The 17,439-nt window shown below is 73.3% G+C and carries 14 protein-coding genes and 1 pseudogene; 5 read left to right on the top strand and 10 right to left on the bottom strand.

Annotation, left to right across the window (positions count from 1 at the left end):
- The first annotated feature begins 12 nt into the window (after nucleotides 1–12).
- From AB0A95_RS19180 to AB0A95_RS19170, 3 genes and pseudogenes are all read left to right on the top strand, one after another.
- On the top strand, nucleotides 13–1,086 hold the full coding sequence (locus tag AB0A95_RS19180) for a LacI family DNA-binding transcriptional regulator (RefSeq protein WP_357557074.1): 1,074 nt from the start codon (nucleotides 13–15) through the stop codon (nucleotides 1,084–1,086).
- Entirely contained in the window at nucleotides 1,083–2,099 is a 1,017-nt protein-coding gene (locus AB0A95_RS19175; RefSeq protein WP_357557073.1) for an aminoglycoside phosphotransferase family protein, read from the top strand. The genes AB0A95_RS19180 and AB0A95_RS19175 overlap by 4 nt, the downstream gene beginning before the upstream one ends.
- Before the next feature lie 100 nt (nucleotides 2,100–2,199).
- Nucleotides 2,200–2,472: pseudogene (locus tag AB0A95_RS19170) on the top strand (GNAT family N-acetyltransferase); the annotation flags it as partial.
- Here AB0A95_RS19170 and AB0A95_RS19165 read toward each other — a convergent pair.
- Nucleotides 2,453–3,718: an MFS transporter gene (locus AB0A95_RS19165; protein WP_357557072.1), complete on the bottom strand. Its 1,266-nt coding sequence runs from the start codon at nucleotides 3,716–3,718 to the stop codon at nucleotides 2,453–2,455. The pseudogene AB0A95_RS19170 and the gene AB0A95_RS19165 sit on opposite strands and share 20 nt — an antisense overlap.
- A 177-nt stretch (nucleotides 3,719–3,895) precedes the next feature.
- The gene (locus AB0A95_RS19160; RefSeq protein ID WP_357557070.1) at nucleotides 3,896–4,456 is read right to left on the bottom strand and encodes an NAD(P)H-dependent oxidoreductase; all 561 of its coding nucleotides are present in this window, start codon (nucleotides 4,454–4,456) and stop codon (nucleotides 3,896–3,898) included.
- Between the two features lie 134 nt (nucleotides 4,457–4,590).
- Here AB0A95_RS19160 and AB0A95_RS19155 point away from each other — a divergent pair, with 134 nt between their 5' ends.
- On the top strand, nucleotides 4,591–5,064 hold the full coding sequence (locus tag AB0A95_RS19155; protein ID WP_357557068.1) for a MarR family transcriptional regulator: 474 nt from the start codon (nucleotides 4,591–4,593) through the stop codon (nucleotides 5,062–5,064).
- A gap of 41 nt (nucleotides 5,065–5,105) precedes the next feature.
- On the opposite strand, the gene AB0A95_RS19150 is transcribed toward AB0A95_RS19155, so the two are convergent.
- The 5 genes from AB0A95_RS19150 to AB0A95_RS19130 all read right to left on the bottom strand — a co-directional run bounded on the left by AB0A95_RS19150 (nucleotide 5,106) and on the right by AB0A95_RS19130 (nucleotide 11,926).
- On the bottom strand, nucleotides 5,106–5,228 hold the full coding sequence (locus tag AB0A95_RS19150; RefSeq protein ID WP_357557067.1) for a hypothetical protein: 123 nt from the start codon (nucleotides 5,226–5,228) through the stop codon (nucleotides 5,106–5,108).
- Between the two features lie 24 nt (nucleotides 5,229–5,252).
- Nucleotides 5,253–8,966, bottom strand: coding sequence for a S8 family serine peptidase (locus AB0A95_RS19145; protein WP_357557066.1), 3,714 nt, complete (start codon nucleotides 8,964–8,966; stop codon nucleotides 5,253–5,255).
- 238 nt (nucleotides 8,967–9,204) lie between these two features.
- Nucleotides 9,205–9,813 carry a bifunctional 4-hydroxy-2-oxoglutarate aldolase/2-dehydro-3-deoxy-phosphogluconate aldolase gene (locus AB0A95_RS19140; protein ID WP_357557065.1) on the bottom strand — a complete coding sequence of 203 codons (609 nt, stop codon included), beginning with the start codon at nucleotides 9,811–9,813 and terminating at the stop codon, nucleotides 9,205–9,207.
- Nucleotides 9,814–9,944: 131 nt separating this feature from the next.
- Nucleotides 9,945–10,970 carry a sugar kinase gene (locus AB0A95_RS19135; RefSeq protein ID WP_357557064.1) on the bottom strand — a complete coding sequence of 342 codons (1,026 nt, stop codon included), beginning with the start codon at nucleotides 10,968–10,970 and terminating at the stop codon, nucleotides 9,945–9,947.
- Nucleotides 10,971–11,065: 95 nt separating this feature from the next.
- A complete protein-coding gene (locus AB0A95_RS19130) occupies nucleotides 11,066–11,926 on the bottom strand; it encodes a S1 family peptidase (protein ID WP_357557063.1) in 861 nt (286 codons plus the stop codon).
- Between the two features lie 170 nt (nucleotides 11,927–12,096).
- Here AB0A95_RS19130 and AB0A95_RS19125 point away from each other — a divergent pair, with 170 nt between their 5' ends.
- Nucleotides 12,097–13,284: a low temperature requirement protein A gene (locus tag AB0A95_RS19125; RefSeq protein WP_357557062.1), complete on the top strand. Its 1,188-nt coding sequence runs from the start codon at nucleotides 12,097–12,099 to the stop codon at nucleotides 13,282–13,284.
- 10 nt (nucleotides 13,285–13,294) lie between these two features.
- On the opposite strand, the gene AB0A95_RS19120 is transcribed toward AB0A95_RS19125, so the two are convergent.
- The 3 genes from AB0A95_RS19120 to AB0A95_RS19110 form a co-directional block, all read right to left on the bottom strand.
- Complete coding sequence (locus tag AB0A95_RS19120; protein WP_357557061.1) at nucleotides 13,295–13,867, bottom strand: nucleosidase; 573 nt, start codon at nucleotides 13,865–13,867, stop codon at nucleotides 13,295–13,297.
- Between the two features lie 37 nt (nucleotides 13,868–13,904).
- Entirely contained in the window at nucleotides 13,905–16,610 is a 2,706-nt protein-coding gene (locus tag AB0A95_RS19115; protein ID WP_357557060.1) for an Hsp70 family protein, read from the bottom strand.
- A gap of 84 nt (nucleotides 16,611–16,694) precedes the next feature.
- On the bottom strand, nucleotides 16,695–17,426 hold the full coding sequence (locus tag AB0A95_RS19110; protein ID WP_357557059.1) for a DsbA family protein: 732 nt from the start codon (nucleotides 17,424–17,426) through the stop codon (nucleotides 16,695–16,697).
- Between the last annotated feature and the right edge of the window lie 13 nt (nucleotides 17,427–17,439).

Here is a 17,439-nt window from a genome sequence, read left to right as displayed (position 1 = left end):
AGGGGGCGGGCCATGGCGACCCTGTCCGATGTGGCCCGTCGGGCGGGAGTCTCACCCGCCACCGCCTCCCGCGTCATCAACGCCAGCAGCAAGCCGGTCACCGACGAACTACGCGAACGGGTGCTCGCCGCCGTCGCCGAGTTGCAGTACGTGCCGAACGCGCACGCGCAGCTGCTGGCCCGCTCGCACCGCAGCGCGGTGGGCGTGATCGTGCACGACGTCTCCGACCCGTACTTCGCCGAGATCACCCGTGGGCTGCAACGCGTCGCCACCGACCACTGCCGACTGCTGATGATCTGCAACAGCTACCGGGACCCGGACCGCGAGCTGGAGTACGTGGAGTTGCTGCGCGGCCACCAGGTCGCGGCGCTGATCCTGGCCGGCTCCGGTTACCACGACGAGACGTTCACGCGGCAGCTCAACGGGAAGCTCGCCGCGTACGAGGCCACTGGCGGGCGGGTGGTGGTGATCGGTCGGCACGAGCACTCCGGCGACGCGGTGATGCCGGACAATCGGGCCGGCGGCTACCTCGCCGGACGGGAGCTGTGCGGGCTGGGGCACCGGGCGATCGGCGTGATCGCCGGCCCCCGCATCCTGACCACCACCACCGACCGGCTGGCCGGCCTGCGGCAGGCCCTCACCGAGCAGGGCCGTGAGCTGCCGGAACGGCATATCCGGTACGCCGAGTTCGACCGCGACGGCGGCGCGGAGGCGGCCGCCCGCCTGCTCGACGCCGCCCCGGAGCTGACCGCGATCGTGGCGCTCAACGACTCGATGGCGATCGGCGCGCTCGCCACCCTGCGCGCGCGTGGGCTGGCGGTGCCGCGGCAGATCTCCGTCGTGGGTTTCGACGACATGCCGATCGCCCGGGACGTGACCCCGGCGCTGACCACCGTACGACTGCCGCTTGTCGACATGGGAGTCCGGGCGATGTCCCTGGTGCTCGCCGCGGAGGTGCTGACCCCCCGGGTCGAGGTGCTCCCCGCCGAGCTGGTCCGCCGGGACTCCGCCGGTCCCGTCCCGCCCGCCGCCCGTGCCACCGCCGGTTTCGCGCCGCGCGCCGGACGGGGTGACGCCGTCTCGTGACCGGCAGCAGCCCGACGCAGCGTGCGCTCACCCGCGATGACGTGGCGCACCTGGTTCGCGCGTCGTTCGGGCCGCACACCCGGGTCCGGGACGCCGGGCCGTTGGCCGGCGGCGGCTACGCGACGGTCTGGTGGGCGCGGCTGGACGACGACCGCCGGGTGGTGCTGAAGCTCGCCCCACCGGCCGGGACGCCGCTGCTGCGCTACGAACGAGGGCTCTGTGCCGCCGAGGCCCGCTACTTCCGCCTCGTCGCGGAACACGCCCCGCAGGTGCCCGTACCCCCGGTGTTGCGGCACGGCGCCGACCCCGCGTACGGCGAGTGGTTGGTCACCGCGTTGCTGCCCGGCCGGTCGCTGTCCGACCTGGCGGCGGACGGCGTCGCGGTGGACGACGGCCCGGCGCGCTACGACCTCGGGGTGGCACTCGCCGCGGTGCACCGGGTCACCGGCGACCGGTTCGGGTACGACGGCGACCGGGCCGGCGGGCCGACCTGGCCTGTGGCGTTCACGGCGATGCTCGACGCGCTGCTCGCCGACGCGACCGACTGGGACGTGCGGCTGCCGGTGACCCCGGGCCGTCTGCACACGCTGGTGGGACGGCACGCCGAGGTGCTGGACGAGGTGGACCGGCCGGCGCTGCTGCACTTCGACTGCTGGGACGGCAACGTGTTGGCAGCGCCCGACTCGCAGGGTCGGTTTCGGTTGCGCGGCCTGGTCGACGGCGAACGGTTCCTCTACGGCGACCCGCTGCTGGACCTGGTCTCGCCGCTGCTCTTCCGGCGCATCGAGGACGAGCCGGAGCATCCGCTGCTGCGCGGCTACCGCGACGCCGCCGGCACACCGCTGGTGCTGGACGCCTCGGCGCGCCGCCGGCTCGGCCTCTACCGACTGCACCTGTACCTGCTGATGACAGTGGAGATGCCCAGCCGTGGCATGACCCCGAGCAGCCATCCGCAGCGGCATGCCCGGCTCGCGACGCTGCTCGACGCGGAACTCGACGCGCTCGCGCGCTGACCGAATTCCCGTTGTCCGGCCGGTTCGCCGCTCATAGCCTGCTCGGCGTGCGGATTCGGGAGTTCGTGGCGGAAGACTGGTCGCAGGTGCGGCCGATCCTGGGCCGGGCGCGCACGTGTCCACCGCGAGCTTCCTGGTCGCCGCCGACGCCCGGGGCCGGGGCGTGGGCACCGCGCTGTGCCGCGAGGCCCTGACCTGGGCACGGGACCAGGGGTACGCCGGCATGCAGTTCAACGCCGTGGTGGAGAGCAACAGGTCAGCGGTCGAGCTGTACCGGCGGGAGGGTTTCACCGTGGTCGGCATCGTGCCCGGCGCGTTCCGCCACCCCACCCTCGGCCGGGTCGGTCCGCACGTCATGTACCAGGAGTTCTGACCCGCGCCACAGCTGAAACCGCGCCGGCGCGGCGGACCGGGGTGAAGAGGCCGCCGACCGCGACCAGCAGGCATCCCGCGCCGGCAGCGAGCGTGACCGCCGGGACGCCGTACCGGCCGGCGGCCCAGGTCAACGTGGCGGCGCCGATCGGCCCGAGGGCGTAGTGCGTGCTCCAGAACGCCGAGGTGACGCGGCCGAGCAGGTGATCGGGGGTGATCTCCTGGCGCAGCGACATCGAACAGATCCCGCCGATGCTCAGGCAGCACAGATACACCGCGGTCAGCGCGGTGACCGCCGGCACGTTCGTCGCGAGGCCGACGCCCGCCACCGCGAACCCGCAGACCGAGTGCGCGCCGATCCAGGTCGCACCGAAGCCGCGTCGACGGCGCAGCGGGGCCACCAGCAGCGCACCGGCGACAGTGCCCAGCGCGGCCAGGCCGAGCACCGTGCCGACGGTGCCCTCGGAGCCGCCGAGATCGTGGGTGACGTGGTAGATCAGCACGTCGGTGAAGCCGTAGGTCAGGAAGATGAAGACCGACAGCAGGACGGTCAGCGCGCGGAGCACGGGCTGCCGCCACAGGAACCGCGCCCCGGCCAGGAACTCGGCCAGCGGCCGCTCCCGGGTCGCCGGTGCGGCGGTGTCGGCCCGTGCGGGTCGCAGTCGGATCAGCCACAGACCGGCTGCCGAGAGAGCGAAGCTCGCCGCGTTGACGGCGATGGCGAGCGCCGGGCCGAAGCGGGCCGACACCACGCCGGCGAGCAGCGGCCCCAGGACGGCAGCCGCCGCGAACGTCGCCTGCAACCGGCCGTTGGCCTCGGTGATCCGGTCGGAGTCGACAAGGTTGCGGACCGCGGTCACCGCCGCGACCTGGAACACCATGCCGGCCGCCTCGCAGATCGGCAGCACGACGAAGAGCAGCCAGACCTGCGGGCCGGCGAGCCAGGCCAGGGGCACCAGGCCGTAGAGCACCAACCGGGCCAGGTCCGCCGCGATCATCAGGGTGCGGCGGTCGTACCTGTCGACGAGCACCCCGCCGAAGATCCCGGCGACGACGGACGCCGCGCCCGCGACGGCGGTGAGCAGGCCCATCCGCGCCACCGACCCGGTGGCCTGGAGCACCAGCAGCGGCACCGCCAGGTAGGCGAAGGAGTCACCGGCCGCGGAGAGCGACTGCGCGATCCAGTAGGTGCCGAAGGTGCGGTCCCGCCACAGCGGAGACCGGGCAGCGGTGGCAGCTCGGCTCATCGCGACGAGGGTAGTCGGCGCGACCGGCCGACGCTGGCCGTGGCCGGCGTCACAACCGTGGCAGGTCTCGCTCGACCTGCTCGCCGACGCCCGGCGTACCTGACCGGCCGGGGAACGGGCAGACGGAGACGGCCGCGGGAGTGGTCCCGCGGCCGTCTCCGGTGGTGCGCGAAACGATCAGGCCTGGCGCAGCGGCGCGAGCGCGGTGCTCCAGGCGACCACCTGGTCGAGGGTGGTGGTCAGCGCGTCCTGCTGGAACTGGTTGGGCTTGAAGACGCTGAAGTTCTCGAAGTCGGTGAAGAGCGACAGCGCGACCTGCGACCGCACGTCGGCCATCTGGAGCTCACCGGAGATCAACCGCAGGTGCTCCACGGCGCGCGCGCCACCGACCGAGCCGTAGCTGACGAAGCCGACGGCCTTGTTGTTCCACTCGGCGTACAGGAAGTCGATCGCGTTCTTCAGCGCACCCGAGGTCGAGTGGTTGTACTCGGGGGTGACCATGACGAACCCGTCGTACGAGGCGATCGTCTCGGCCCACCGCAGCGTGTGTGGCTGGGAGTACTGGCCCATCGAGGGCGGGTACGCCTCGTCGAGGTGCGGCAGCTGGTAGTCGAGCAGGTCGATCAGCTCGTACTCCGCGTCGGAGCGCTGCTTGGCGATCTCGAGCACCCAGCGGGCGACGGCTTCACCGTTACGCCCCGGGCGGGTGCTTCCGAGGATGATCCCGATCCTGGTCATGATGGCGCCTTTCCTAGGGACTGGCTGACGGCACGACGCTAACCAGTGATTGCTCGGTCAAGCAAATGAAATGGCTATGGCCACGCTCACACTCTGTGCAAGCAATTGCTCAATCAAGCAACTAAGATATGAGGATGTCCAACCCCGCCGCAGAACCGCTGCAACCCCTCAACCCCGACGAGGAGGCCCTGGTCCGCGCCCTGGGCCAGGTGATGCACGTGCTGCCCCGCGCGATCGACACCGACATGGTCGGAGACCATCAGTTGCCGCTCACCGAATACACCGCCCTGATGAACCTATCCGAGGTGCCGGGCCGGCGGATGCGGATGAACGAGCTCGCCTCGGCCTGCCACCTCTCGCTCAGCGGCATGACCCGCACCATCATCCGGCTGGAGACCCAGGGCCTGGTCCGGCGGGAACGCTGCGAGGAGGACGCACGCGGCTGGAACGCCGTCCTCACCGACAGCGGGTTCGCCCGCCTGACGGAGTCCTGGCCCAGTCACCTGGCCGCCGTCCGCCGCCGGTTCCTCCAGCACTTCGAGGGCTTCGACCTCGACCAGTTGGCCCGCGCGTTCCAGCGAGCCGGCACGGCCGAGACAACCGACTGAGCTGTGCCGGCCCGCGGGCCCGCACGGCTGGGACGACCGGCTCAGTCGGGCAGCCGGCCCGCCTCGACCAGCGCCCAGGCCAGCAGCCCGAAGGCACCGCCGACGCGTACGCCGAGAAACCGGGACCGACGCGGACCGGTCGCCGGCCGGGATGCGCGCGGCACCCCGACCGACGGCCAGCCGAACCGTCAGCGCAGGCCGAAGGCCCGGGTGATGCTCTGGCTCACGGTGTTGCCCGCGGCGTCCCGCGCGGTGGTGCGCAGACTCACGAAGCCGGCCCGGGCCGGTGCCGCCAGCGTGGTACGCCAGCCGTCCCCGTGCCGGGTCAGGCGCTGCCGGTGCCAGGTCGCCCCGTCGTCGTAGGACACCTCGACGGTGACCGCGCCGAGGGTGCCCCGGACGCCGGGCAGGTGGGAGGCGACCACTGTCAGCGGTGCCCGCCGCGACGCCCTGCCCGCGGAGTCGATGGCCACCTGGTAGTCGAGCTGGATCAGCGGCAGCGCCTCCGCCGACTCCGCTCCGGTGGCGGCCGAGGTGAAGCCCCACTCGGTGCGGGTCTGCCGGGAGTACGGGTTGGTCCAGGCGGCCCTGTCGTTCTGCACCACCAGCCGGTACGGCAGCCGCTGCGCGGCCAGCCCGGAGACCTGGAGGTATTCGGCGTTACCCCAGTTCAGCTCCTTGTCGCCCTGGTAGAGGGTGGTCCGGTTGACCATGTCGTAGTTGGCGCGCGCCTCGCCGATGTGGCCACCCCCGTCGCCCCAGCCGGGCGCGGGTAGGTACAGGGTGTCCAGGTAACGCACCGGGACGTAACCCCCGCCCATCCGGGGCCGCTGGATCGGCCCGAACCACTCCACGGCGCTCGGCCGGCCGGCCGGGTAGGTGGCCACCTCCATCAGGTGCTGGCCCGTCTCGCCGACGATGTACGCGTCGTCGATCCACCGCTCGCCGGCGGTCACCCAGTCGGTGCGCCGGCCCTGGGCCGGAACGGTCTCCTGGTTGCCCGAGGCCATGCCCTTCCAGACGTCGGTGCGGAACTCCAGCGCCTTGCCCTGCCGGTAATTGCGGAACTCCACGTCGACCCGGGCCAGGTCCCGCTTTGCGGGCCGGTAGGTGGGGTCGGCCGGCACCGTGCCCGTCCAGTGGTGTGCCACGTCGTACAGGTAGGTGGTCTCCGGGTGCGACTCGGCAGACAGTCGCACCGGGCCGCGCTCCAGCGCCGCGACGAGCTGGTCGCCCTCGTCGGCGCCGAGCGTCGCCACGGTCACCGGGGCCGGGCTCTGCGGGCTCCACGGCGTCTCGTCCCAGGGGTCGAGCCGACCGACGCCGTCGTTGACCACCAGCAGCAGCTTCGCGCCGGCCGCCGCGACGAGCCGCGCCTGGGTGGCGATGTCCACCGTGTCGCTGCGCCGGACCACCACCGCCCGATCCCGGACCGGCCGCTTGGCCAGCCCGGCCGCCGAGGTGTCGGCGGCGTAGACCGCGTCCAACTGGTGACGACCGGCCGGCAGCGCCGGGGTCGCCCGCTTGACCAGCAGATCGTCGTACGCGCGGCCGGCCGCGGAGATCGTCAACGCCGGCTGTTCGAGCCGCCACCGGGCACCGAACTCGAACTCGCCGTCGGTGACCTTGCGGCTCGTCGGCAGGGCCCACATGCTGTCGTACGAGTCGTTGGGCAGCACCTGGCTCTCGGTGAGCCCGTTCGCGGTGGACCTGTGGATGTCCATCCGCAGCGAGGTGGCGGTGGCCTCCTGCGGCACCGTGGCCCGCACCTGTCGGGCCTCCCGCGCGTCCAGGGTGACGGTGCGGTCGCGGTCCAGGTTGACGTCGGTGAAGCTGAGCATCGCCATGCCCTTGGAACGGGGCCCGTGCGCGCCGCGCACGTCGGCGGAGATCCAGCCGGTCCAACTCGCCACCGGCAGCCGCAGTGTGGCGGTGCCGCTCTCGGGCAGGTCCACGGCGCTGAACAGCCCGTCGGTGGTGAGGATGACCTTGCCCGCGAGCGGCTTGCCGTCGCGGTCCTTCGCGACAAGCGTCAGGTTCTGCCGCTGGCCCTCCTTGCCGGCGCCGACGAGGGTGCGGCCGCGGATCGCGCCAGCCTCGTCAGTTGCGATGATCACGCCGCTGACCTGCTTCTCCGCCGGCAGCTTGTCGTACGCGGCGGTCAGCGTCACAGTGGCGGTGCCCCCGGCGGGCACGGTCACCCGGCCGGCGGAGAGGGTGAAGAGGCCGGCCGGCGCGGCGGTCGCGTCGAGGGCCAGCTTCAGCGTGATCGGCGCGGTGCCGAGGTTGGTGTAGGTGACCGTCCGGTCGATCGTCATCCCCGGCTGCTGCGGCCAGGCCTGGAAGCCGGAGTAGGCGCTCGGGGTGGCGAAGACGGTGGCCCGGGTGGCGGCGACCGCGTCGACCCGGCCGGCACCCGCCTGGTACGGGGTGTACTCCGGGGTGGCCTTGACCGTGCTGACCAGCGCCTCCTTGATGCGCTGACCGGTCCAGTCCGGGTGCGCGGCGGCAACCAGCGCCGCCGTGCCGGCCACGTGCGGGGTGGCCATCGACGTGCCGCTCATCAGCGTGTAGTCCCCCGACCCACCGCGTACGTAGTGGGAACGGGCCGCCAGGATGTCCACGCCGGGCGCGGTGATCTCGGGCTTGAGCCCGCCGTCGCCGGCACGGGGTCCCTGGCTGGAGAACTCGGCGAGGTGGTCGGTGGAATCGACGGCGCCCACCGTCAGCGCGGAGTTCGCCGCACCCGGGCTGCCGATGCTGTTCGGCCCGCCGTTACCGGCGGCGATCACGAACAGCGCGCCCGTCTCGGCGCTGAGCCGGTCGACCGCCTGGCTCATCGGGTCGCTGCCGTCGGTGGCCTCACCGCCCAGGCTCATGCTGACGACCCGGGCCTTCTGCTCGCGGGCCGCCCACTCCATGCCGGCGATGATCCAGGAGTCCTGCCCGCTGCCCTCGCTGTTGAGCACCTTGCCGACGTGCAGCCGGGCGCCGGGGGCGACGCCCCGCTCGACCCCGCCGGAGGCCGCGCCGCTCCCGGCGATCGTCGAGGCGACGTGCGTACCGTGGCCCTTGTAGTCGAGGATGTCGGGCTCCGTCGGCACGAAACTGCTCGACGTGGCGATCTGACCGGCGAGATCCGGGTGCTCGGCGTCGGCACCGGAGTCGAGGACCGCGACGTCGACACCGGCTGCGGTGTTGCCCTCGGCCCAGACCGCCGGGGCCCCGATCTGCGCGGTGGACTGGGCCAGGTCGGCGTGCACCCGGCCGTCCAACCAGACCTTGGCGATGCCGCCTGCGAGGGTCGGGGCGGCACCCGTACGCCGGGTGGTGCCGGCGGTGAGGGCGGTCCAGAACCGGTCGGCGGTGGCGCGGTGGCGCGTCAACGCGGCGCCCTGCACGCTGTCGAGCGGGCGGACCAGCTCGGCACCGTCCACAGTGGGACGGGTGCGGGCGCGGGCCGCCGCGTCGGTCATCGTGACGATCAGCGGCAACCTGTCGGTGTGCGCGTCGTCGTAGCCGTCGGCGATCAGCTCGGTGACGTTGAACAGTCGCCGGTCCAGCACGCCGCTGGTGACGTACGACAGCGCGGTGTCCGGGTAGACGTACGTGTCGCCGTCGCGCACGGTGCGGTGGAAGGTCGGCGTACTGCCGTCCGGGCGGCGCACTGTCGACACGGTGCTGCCGTCCGCAGCGGTGGTCACCGTGACCGTGTCACCGGTGATCAGCGTGACGGTGGCCGCCCGTCCGGCGGCTGCCGGGGGAAGGCCGGCCGGGCGGTCGGGGGTGTTCGGCGGGGCGGCGGACGCCCCCGCGGCGGGTGGGGTGAACCCGGCCGCCAGGGTGAGGGCGGTGCCGAGGGCGATCAGCCCGGATCGGCGACGCCGGCGAGACAGAGCCAAGATGACCTCTTTGCGTCGAGAAGTGGTACGCCGCACAGCATCGACGCAACACCCACCCCGCGACCCCCGCCAACCCCGACGCACTTACGCCATGGCACAAACCCGCCACCCCACCCCACCCTCCCGCCCCACCCCGTTGATCATGGAGTTATAGCCGACCGTCACGGCGTGTCGTGACAACAACCTCATGATCAACCGCCCCGGGCCCGCGGGGAGGGAGGGAGGGGCGGCGGGAGGGTTAGTGGGTGGGGCGGGTTAGGGCGGCTAGCTGGTCTAGTTGGGTCGGGTCGGACAGGGCTGAGCCGACGGCGGCCACCCGTACGCCGGCCTGGAGGAACGCGGCGGCGTTGCTCGCGTCCAGGCCGCCGGTCGCGACGAAGCGCAACTGCGGCAGCGGGCCGGCCATCGCCTTGAACCAGGCCGGGCCGAGCGAGATCGCGGGGAACGCCTTGAGCCAGGTGAGGCCGTGCCGCAGCGCTTGCTGGGCCTCGGTGGGGGTGGCCACGCCGGGCAGGTGTGGCAGACCACGCGCGGCGGCCGCGTCGGCGATCGCGAGGTCCAGGCCGGGCGCCACGGTGAACTGGGCGCCCGCGTCGGCGGCAGCGGTGACCTGCTCGACGTCGAGCACGGTGCCCGCGCCCACGATCCGGCCGCGTGCGGTGCCCGCCTCGACGGCGGCGCGCAGTGACGGTACGGCGTCCGGGGTGGCCACCGGCACCTCCACCACGTCGATGCCGAGGTCCCAGGCGCGCTCGGCGAGCCGAACGGTCTCGGCGACCGGCAGGCCGCGCAGGATCGCCATCACCCGGGCGTTGCCGAAGATGTGCTCGAAGTCCGCTGTGGTCATGGTGCACTCCATCCGAGATCGCGGTGAATCTGTTGGCTACTGGCCCCGCCGACCGCCGACCTGGTCCCGTCGACCGCCGACCTGGTCCCGTCGACCGCCGACCTGGTCCCGTCGACCGCCGACGGCATGACTCAGGTCGTCGCCAGGGCGCCGGTCAGATCGAGCGGCGACCAGGCCTCGACGGGGGCGTCGATCAGCCGCTCGAACCAGGCCCACGGCGGGATCGGGGCGTTGTCGCCGCTGCTGGTCAACGCCTGCGCGGCGACGAGGTGCCCGAGGCGCAGGCGTCGTACGGGGTCGAGGCCGCGCAGCAGCCCGGCCAGGTAGCCGGCCGCGAACGCGTCTCCGGCGCCGACCGGCTCCACCACCGTCACCACTGGCGCGGATACGAAGACCGGCTCGGCGTCCCGGCACAGCGCGGTGGCACCCACCGCGCCGTCCTTGACCACCACCGTCTCCGGCCCGGGCAACAGCCGGCGTACGGCCAGCGGGTCGGCGGCGCCCCACAGGGTCTCCGCCTCGTCCTGCCCGACGAAGACCAGGTCGCTGCGGTCGGCCAGGTCGCGCAGCACCGGCGCGGCCTGCTCGGCGGGCCACAACCGGGCCCGGTGGTTGACGTCGAAGCTGACAAGTGCCCCCGTCAACGGCCGATCCGCCACGGCGTGCTCGACAAGCGCCCGGCAGGAGGCGGAGAGCACCGGCGTGATGCCGGACAGGTGCAGCACACGGGCACCGGCCAGACCCGCGGCCGCGAGCGTGCCCGGATCCATCCGGGAGGCCGCCGAGCCCGCACGGTAGTAGTGCACCGCGGTGCCCTCCGGGCCCGGGTCCTTGACGTACAGGCCGGTGGGGGCGGCCGGGTCCACGCTGACCTGGTCGACGCGGACGCCAGTGGCGGCGACGTGCCGGACGACGGCCCGGCCGAAGGGGTCGTCGCCGACCCGGCTCACCCAGGCCGCCCGGTGCCCCAGCCGCGCCAGGTAGCCGGCCACGTTGGATTCCGCGCCGCCGACCGAGACGGCGACCCGGTCGGCGTGTTCCAACGGCTCACCCGGCGCGGGACAGAGCACCACCATCGTCTCCCCGACCGCGGCCACCTCGATCGGCGCGGGGCCCGCCGGGACGGTCGCGTCGTCAGGTGGGGAGTCGGTCGGCATCGGGGCACACGTCCTCGCGGCGGGGATCCTGGGCGCCGCCGAGCCTAGGTGCCCCGCGCGGGACGGGCAACCCGTCATACGTCACACCTCGACGCTCAGGGCAGCGTCAGCCCGTACGCGGCGAGCACCTCCCCGATCGGCTGGTAGTAGGTGGTGCCGCCGGAGGTGCAGTTGCCACTGCCGCCGGAGAGGATGCCGAGGATGGTGCCGGTGGAGGCCACGTAGAGCGGGCCGCCGCTGTCGCCCGGTTCGGCGCAGATGTTGGTGCGGATCAGGCCGTAGATCACGCCGGTGGCGTAGTTGACTGTCTGGTTGAGGCCCGTGACGGTGCCGCAGCGCACGCCGGTGGTGACGCCGCTGCGACAGACCGCCTGACCGACGTACGCGGTGCCGGGCCCGTGAATGGTCAGCAGACCGGGGTACGTGTAGACCGCGCTCGGGTGGGCGGTCCGGCCGGTGTAGCGGATCAGCCCGTAGTCGTTGGTGGGGTAGCTGGTGGCGGTGCGGGTGCCGAGCACTGTGGTCTGCGCGCTGTCGGCGTACCAGGTGGCGGCGGCGGTGGTGCAGTGCCCGGCGGTGATCACGTAGTAGGTGCTGCCGCTGCGCGCGTTCGCGCCGAGCGAGCAGCGCGCACCACCGCCGTAGATGCCCTGCCCGCCGGCGATCAGGGGGCGCAACGTTCCGGGTTCGCGGCGCAGCAGCACCCCGGCCCGCTCGGCTGTCGTCCGCAGCGCGGCCAGCTCGCCGGGGGCCACTGTGTCGTCGACGGTGAGGGTCATCCGCCCGGTGGCGGGGTCGAGACCCCAGGCGGTGCCCGCGGCGCGTACCCCGGTCAGCGTGGCCACCGCGTCGGCGGCGGGCGCGGCGGCCCGGTCCGGGACGGCGGCCCGCGCCGCGCCGGGCGCGGCGAGCAGCAGGATGGTCAGGACGAGGGCAGCCAGCGGGGAGCGGCGCATCCGAACCTCCGAGGAGATCGAGATTTATAGATATCGGCAAGCATCGCCCGGCGTCCGACGTCGTGGCAACCTCCGGCCGTCCTCTTCCCCGACCGGCGGGAATAGCCGATCCGGGGACGGGCCGGGCCGGGGCCGCCGATAATCCTCGAAGACACGGCGGGAGGCCGGGCATGACCACCGGAGACACCCCGGCGTTGGTACGCCGTCTGGACGGGTCGACCCGGGCGACGCTGCTGGAGCTGCTCTTCGATGTGGTCTTCGTGGCCGCGCTCGCGCAGACCTCGAAGCTGCTCGCCGACCAGGAGTCCTGGGCCCAGAGCGCGTCGGTGGGGCTGATGCTGATCGCGATCTGGTGGACCTGGTCGGTCACCTCCACCACGACCGAGTTCTACGACCCTCAGCAGCGCCCCATCCAGACCATCCTGATGGTCGCCATGGTCGGATCGGTGGGGATGGCGGCATCGCTGCCGATGGTCACCGGAGGGCAGTCCCTGGCCTTCGCGATCGCCTACGTCGGCACTCACGTGCTGCGCGGCATCGTCCTGATCAGCGCCCTGTACCGGCAGCAGCACCCCTCGGCCATGGCGCGAGCCACCCGGTTCCTGTTCTGGTTCCTGGTGTCCGGCGTCCTCTGGATCGTCGGGGCGCTGGCCGGCACCGCGCGCTGGTGGATCTGGACCACCGCGATCGCCATCGACCTGCTCTCCGCGGCGGCGCGCTACCCCACACCGTGGCTCGGCCGGGTGCCCCTCGACCAGTACGACCGGACGACCGCGCACCTGGGCGAGCGGTACCAGCAGTTCGTCATCCTGGCCCTCGGCGACATCATCCTGGTGCCCACCCTGGAGCTCAGCCGCAGCGAGTTCGACCGCCTCAGGATCACCGCGCTGCTCTGCGCGTTCGCCATCATGCTGCTGCTGTGGCAGATCTACGTCTATCGGGCCGGCGAGTTGCTCGAGACCGCGGCCTCGTCGGTGCCCGGCCGGTCCACCCGGATCGCCCCGTACTCCCATCTGGTGCTCCTGGTCGGCGTGCTCGGCACGGCGGCCTCCTTCGACCTCGTCGTCGACCGACCCACCGGAACGACACCGGTGCGGTGGCTGGTCCTGATCATCGGCGGACCCCTGGTGTTCGTGCTCGGCCGGGTGCTGTTCGCCTATCTGCTGTCCGCCCGCGTGCCGTGGGTTCGAGTGGCCTCGCAACTGCTGCCCCTGCTGCTGCTGCCCTGGGCCGGCCGCTGGCCACCGGTGCTGGTCACCGCGATCGTGGCCCTCGGGCTGGCCGTGCACGTGCTGCTCCCCAGGGGCCACAGCCGGGAAACCAGGCGAGGGCTTCAACCGCGACCGCCCGCCGGCTGACCCTCGACGGTCAGGCGACGTGCCGACCGGCCCACTCGGCGAGGTCCCGGGCGCACGCGTCCACCGACTCCCGCCAGGTGCGCGCCGCGCCGTCGCCCGCCTCGTCGCTGACCTGCTTGACCAGTCGGCAGGGCACGCCCGCCCGCACGGCCGCCCACGCCACCGCGTACCCCTCCATGTCGACCAGGTCGGCGCGTCGCGCCAACCGGTCCCGTGCCGCGTCGTCGGCCACGAACGTGTCGCCGGTGGCCAGCACCGCGCCCTCGGCGGCCAGGGCCAGCGGCGCACCGTAGGTCTCCCCGGTGAGCGTCCGCAGCAGGTCGGTGTCCAGATCGTGCTGGAGCACCGTGGCGATCTCGTGGATGCCGGCCCACCCCGGGCGCAACGCGCCCGCCGTACCCAGGTTGAGCAGCAGGCTGGGGCGCGGCCCGGCCGCCAGCACGGCGGCCACCGCGGTGGCGGCGTTCACCTTGCCCATGCCGGTCAGCAGCACCGGCAGATCGGGCGGGAGGTAGCGGGCCTCCTCCCCGACGGCGAGCACCACCAACGGACGATCGGCGCGGACCGTACCCCGAAGATTCACCGGAGCATCGTACGAGGTGACCGCCGCACGGGCGGGGTCAGTCCTTGGTGAAGCGGTACAGGACGAAGTCCTCGTCCGCGCCGCAGGCGATCACGTGCGTGTTCCACGAGCAGGACGCGCTGCGGACCTCCTTCAGCTCGCCCAACTCGTCGACCTCGCCGGACTCGGCCCACACGCCGGCCAGTACGCGGTTGTCCGCGACAGTGCCGGGGGTCTTGGCGAAGACCAGCAGGTTGCCCTCGTCCAGCCGGACCGCCACCCCGCCCCGGTCCCGCAACACCGGCTTGCCGGCGGCGTCGAAGAGGGTGACCGTCGGCTCCGGGTACTCCCGCTGGGCGAGCACCCGCTCCCCCACCGGCACCAGGTCGGTCACGCCCGGCGCCGGCCAGTGGGCCGTGCGTTCGCCCTCGGTGGCCGCCACCACCTCGGTGCGCTGGACGTCGTTGTTCGGCACCTGCAACAGGCAGGCCCGCCGCTCACCGCACGCCACAAGTGCCTTCGGGCGCTGCTCGTCGCTCCCGGAGCGGTAGAGCACCACCGGTTCCGCGTCGGACCCCAGGTCGTACGCCAGCAACTGGTACCCGCCCTCGTTGGCGACCACGTACAGGCGGTCCTCGTGGGCGACCACCAGATCGTCGAGGTCGGCGACGCTGCCCCACTGGCGCAGCACCCTGCCGGAGGTCATGTCGAGCAGCCGCACGGACCGGTCCGCACCCACCTGGACGAGTCGCCGCTCCTTGCTCGTCCACGGGTTGCGGGGCGTGCCGTCGAGGAAGGCCGGTCCACCGGCTGCCTCGTCGCTGCCCACCGGCCGGACCACGGTGCGGCTGCTGTCGTACTGGTCGCGGGGGTTGGCCTGGTTCCACTTCTGGGTGCCGTTGCTCAGGCGCAGGCCGACCAGTTGGGCGGCGGCACGATCCACCAGCACCGCCGTGTCGTCGGCGAAGTAGATCTCGTCGTCCCCCCGGACCGCGCGCTGCCAGCGTTGCGTGCCCGACCGGCCGTCGAGGACGGCCAGCGGGCGCGGGGTGCTGTCGCCCGGCGCGTCGGCGAGGACCGCGACCGCCCCGGGGACGGCGATGATCGCCTCCCAGTCGTCGGCCCGCACGTCGGTCGCCCTGCGCCACACCTCGTCACCGGTGCCGGTGTCGACAGCCACCACCTCCAGCCGGTCGTCCGGCAACGGGAACCCGAGGTAGGCGCGGTCGCCGAGCACCGCCGTCCACATGCCGGCCGGCCGCTCGCCGCCGGCCTTCGGGCGGGACAGTTCGCGCAGCGACGCGAACTCCAGATCGGGGTAGCGGTCCCGGGTCAGGTAGAGCGTCACGGCGGCACCCACCCCGAGCAGGGCCAGCACCGCGCCCAGCACCACCCAGCGCGCCCGCCGCCAGCGCGCCGCGCCCGCCGGCACGGCACCCGCCCAACCCGGCGCGGTCGAGCCCGACGGACCCGCCCAACCCGGATCCGCCGGCCCAGCCGGCCCAGCGGGCGCGGGCGGCCCAGCGGGCGCGGGCGGCCCAGCGGGCGCGGGCGGCCCAGCGGGCGCGGGCGGACTCACCGGAGTCGGTGGGGCGAGCTGCGGTCCGGCGTACGCCGGCAGCGGTCGGCGCAGCGGCAGGTCGGTCAGCGCGCCCTCGGCCACCGGCAACTCCGGCTGGTCGAGCACCGTCGGCGCCACCCCCAGTTCGGTGTGCAGCATCCGGGCCACCAGGGGGATCCGCGACGAACCACCGACGAGGAACAGCCCGGCGAGCTGGTCGGGTGTGAGCCCGGCTTCGGCGATCACCTCCCGGGCCCGGTCCACCGCGCGGCGCAGCAGCGGAGTGGCCACCCGCTCGACGTCGGCTCGGGTGAGCTGGACGGCTTCGGCCACCCCCGGCACCGCGACCGGTGCCACTGTCGAGCGGGACAGCGTCTCCTTCGCGCCCCGTACCTCGTCCCAGAGGCGCACCTGGTCGCGGCGCTGCGCCGGGTCCGCCGGTCGGAGCAGCCGGGCCCACTGCGCGGCGTGGCGTTCCCCGAGTAGTTCGCCGACCCGCCGCACCAGGGCGGCGTCGAGATCCAGCCCGCCCAGGTCGGGCAGACCACCGTCGGCGACCACGCTGAAGCCGGAGTCACCCCACGGGTCCGCGCCCTCGTTGCGCAGCACCGCGACGTCGAGGGTCCCGCCGCCGAAGTCGAACACCGCGATCGCGTCGCCGACGGGCACCGGACGGTGCAGCACCTGCGTGTAGTAACGGGCTGCGGCCACCGGCTCGCGCAGCAGCCGGGTGCCCGGTGGTGTCGGCCCGGCGAGGGTGTGCTCGGCCACCTGCGGCCACCCCGCCAGCAGCAGGGCGTCGGCGAGCACCTGCCGCCGCGTCGCGTCCCAGGCGGCCGGGCAGGTGAGCACCGCCGGGGGCAGGAAGCCGACGGCGCCCACCGCGGCCCGCGCGACCGCCGCCAGCACCGCGGCGAGCAGGTCGGCAGGCGGGTACGAGCGGTCACCGAGCACGATTGTCGGCTCGTCCACCCGGCGCTTCGGATTCGCCTCGAACCGGGCCGGGTCCGTCTGTGCCAACCGCCGGGCGTCCCACCCGGTGTGCAGGGTGCCGTCCGGGTCGGCGTACACGGCGGAGGGACTGAGTGGTTGACCGTCCATCAGCAGGGGGCGGGTCCGCCCGTCGGGCCAGCGCAGCACCGCGACCGTGTTGGACGTACCGAGGTCGACGCCGAGGGCGAAACCCTCGTGCTGGCCTGCCATCTACCCGATACCTCCGCCGCGACGAGGGGAACTCGACCCCGCATCGTACGCAGGGTGGACGAGCCCCGTCGCAGGCCGTAGGGATCAGCCGCACCCTCCCGCGTGGCCGCCGTCGGTGGACGACGCGCCGCCCGCAGCAGCCACCAACGCGTCGTCCCCGGCATGATCGTCCGTCCTCGAAGCCGGCGCCTGGTGACCACGCAGAGCCGAGATGACCTGCGGCAGCCGGTCCAGGCCCCAGAAGGCATCACGGTCGACGACGAAGAACGGCACCCCGAAGGCGCCGACCCGTCCGGCCTCCGCCAGCGCCGCCGCGCCCTCCTGGCGGGCCACCGGATCGTTCACGGCGTCCGCGACGTCAGCGAGCCCGATCTCCGCACCGATGGCGGCGATGGTGGCCGGATCGGAGATGTCCCGGCCCTCCTGCCAGCGCGCCTGGTACACCCGGTCGACGTAACGACGACCGACACCCTGTCGTTGCGCCGCGAAGAACGGCAGGTGCGACACCTCCCAGTGTGGGTTCCGGTCCAGCGGCCACGTCACCTCCAGATTCCGTTCCCGGCTGAGCCGTCGAATGTCTCGCAGAATGTAGAGGTGCTTCGCCCGCGACATCGGCGAGTAGTCGAAGCGCCCGCCCTGCTCCGCGATGAGCCGGGTCGTCCGCTCGTCCGGCTCCCAGAACGGCAACCAGCGCATCGCGTCCATGGCGTCCGGATACCGGTCGCGCAGGTCGAGATAGGTCAGCCAGGAGTACGGGCTGCGCAACGAGAAGTAGAACGTCGCCTGGCGCGGGTGCGTGCCTGCTTGCCGCGGCATGGTCCCTCCGAGT

Origin of the sequence: Micromonospora sp. NPDC049230, assembly GCF_040647875.1 — a bacterium.
Lineage (GTDB): Bacteria > Actinomycetota > Actinomycetes > Mycobacteriales > Micromonosporaceae > Micromonospora.
Note: the sequence above shows the minus strand (reverse complement) of the source record. Positions and strands in the feature narration are given on the sequence as shown.

Bases quoted from the DNA above. Each gene is read 5' to 3' on its own strand.
- AB0A95_RS19180 (WP_357557074.1), top strand. From the start codon at position 13: ATGGCGACCCTGTCCGATGTGGCCCGTCGGGCGGGAGTCTCACCCGCC.
- AB0A95_RS19165 (WP_357557072.1), bottom strand. From the start codon at position 3,718: ATGAGCCGAGCTGCCACCGCTGCCCGGTCTCCGCTGTGGCGGGACCGC.
- AB0A95_RS19160 (WP_357557070.1), bottom strand. From the start codon at position 4,456: ATGACCAGGATCGGGATCATCCTCGGAAGCACCCGCCCGGGGCGTAAC.
- AB0A95_RS19155 (WP_357557068.1), top strand. From the start codon at position 4,591: ATGTCCAACCCCGCCGCAGAACCGCTGCAACCCCTCAACCCCGACGAG.
- AB0A95_RS19140 (WP_357557065.1), bottom strand. From the start codon at position 9,813: ATGACCACAGCGGACTTCGAGCACATCTTCGGCAACGCCCGGGTGATG.
- AB0A95_RS19135 (WP_357557064.1), bottom strand. From the start codon at position 10,970: ATGCCGACCGACTCCCCACCTGACGACGCGACCGTCCCGGCGGGCCCC.
- AB0A95_RS19130 (WP_357557063.1), bottom strand. From the start codon at position 11,926: ATGCGCCGCTCCCCGCTGGCTGCCCTCGTCCTGACCATCCTGCTGCTC.
- AB0A95_RS19125 (WP_357557062.1), top strand. From the start codon at position 12,097: ATGACCACCGGAGACACCCCGGCGTTGGTACGCCGTCTGGACGGGTCG.
- AB0A95_RS19115 (WP_357557060.1), bottom strand. From the start codon at position 16,610: ATGGCAGGCCAGCACGAGGGTTTCGCCCTCGGCGTCGACCTCGGTACG.
- AB0A95_RS19110 (WP_357557059.1), bottom strand. From the start codon at position 17,426: ATGCCGCGGCAAGCAGGCACGCACCCGCGCCAGGCGACGTTCTACTTC.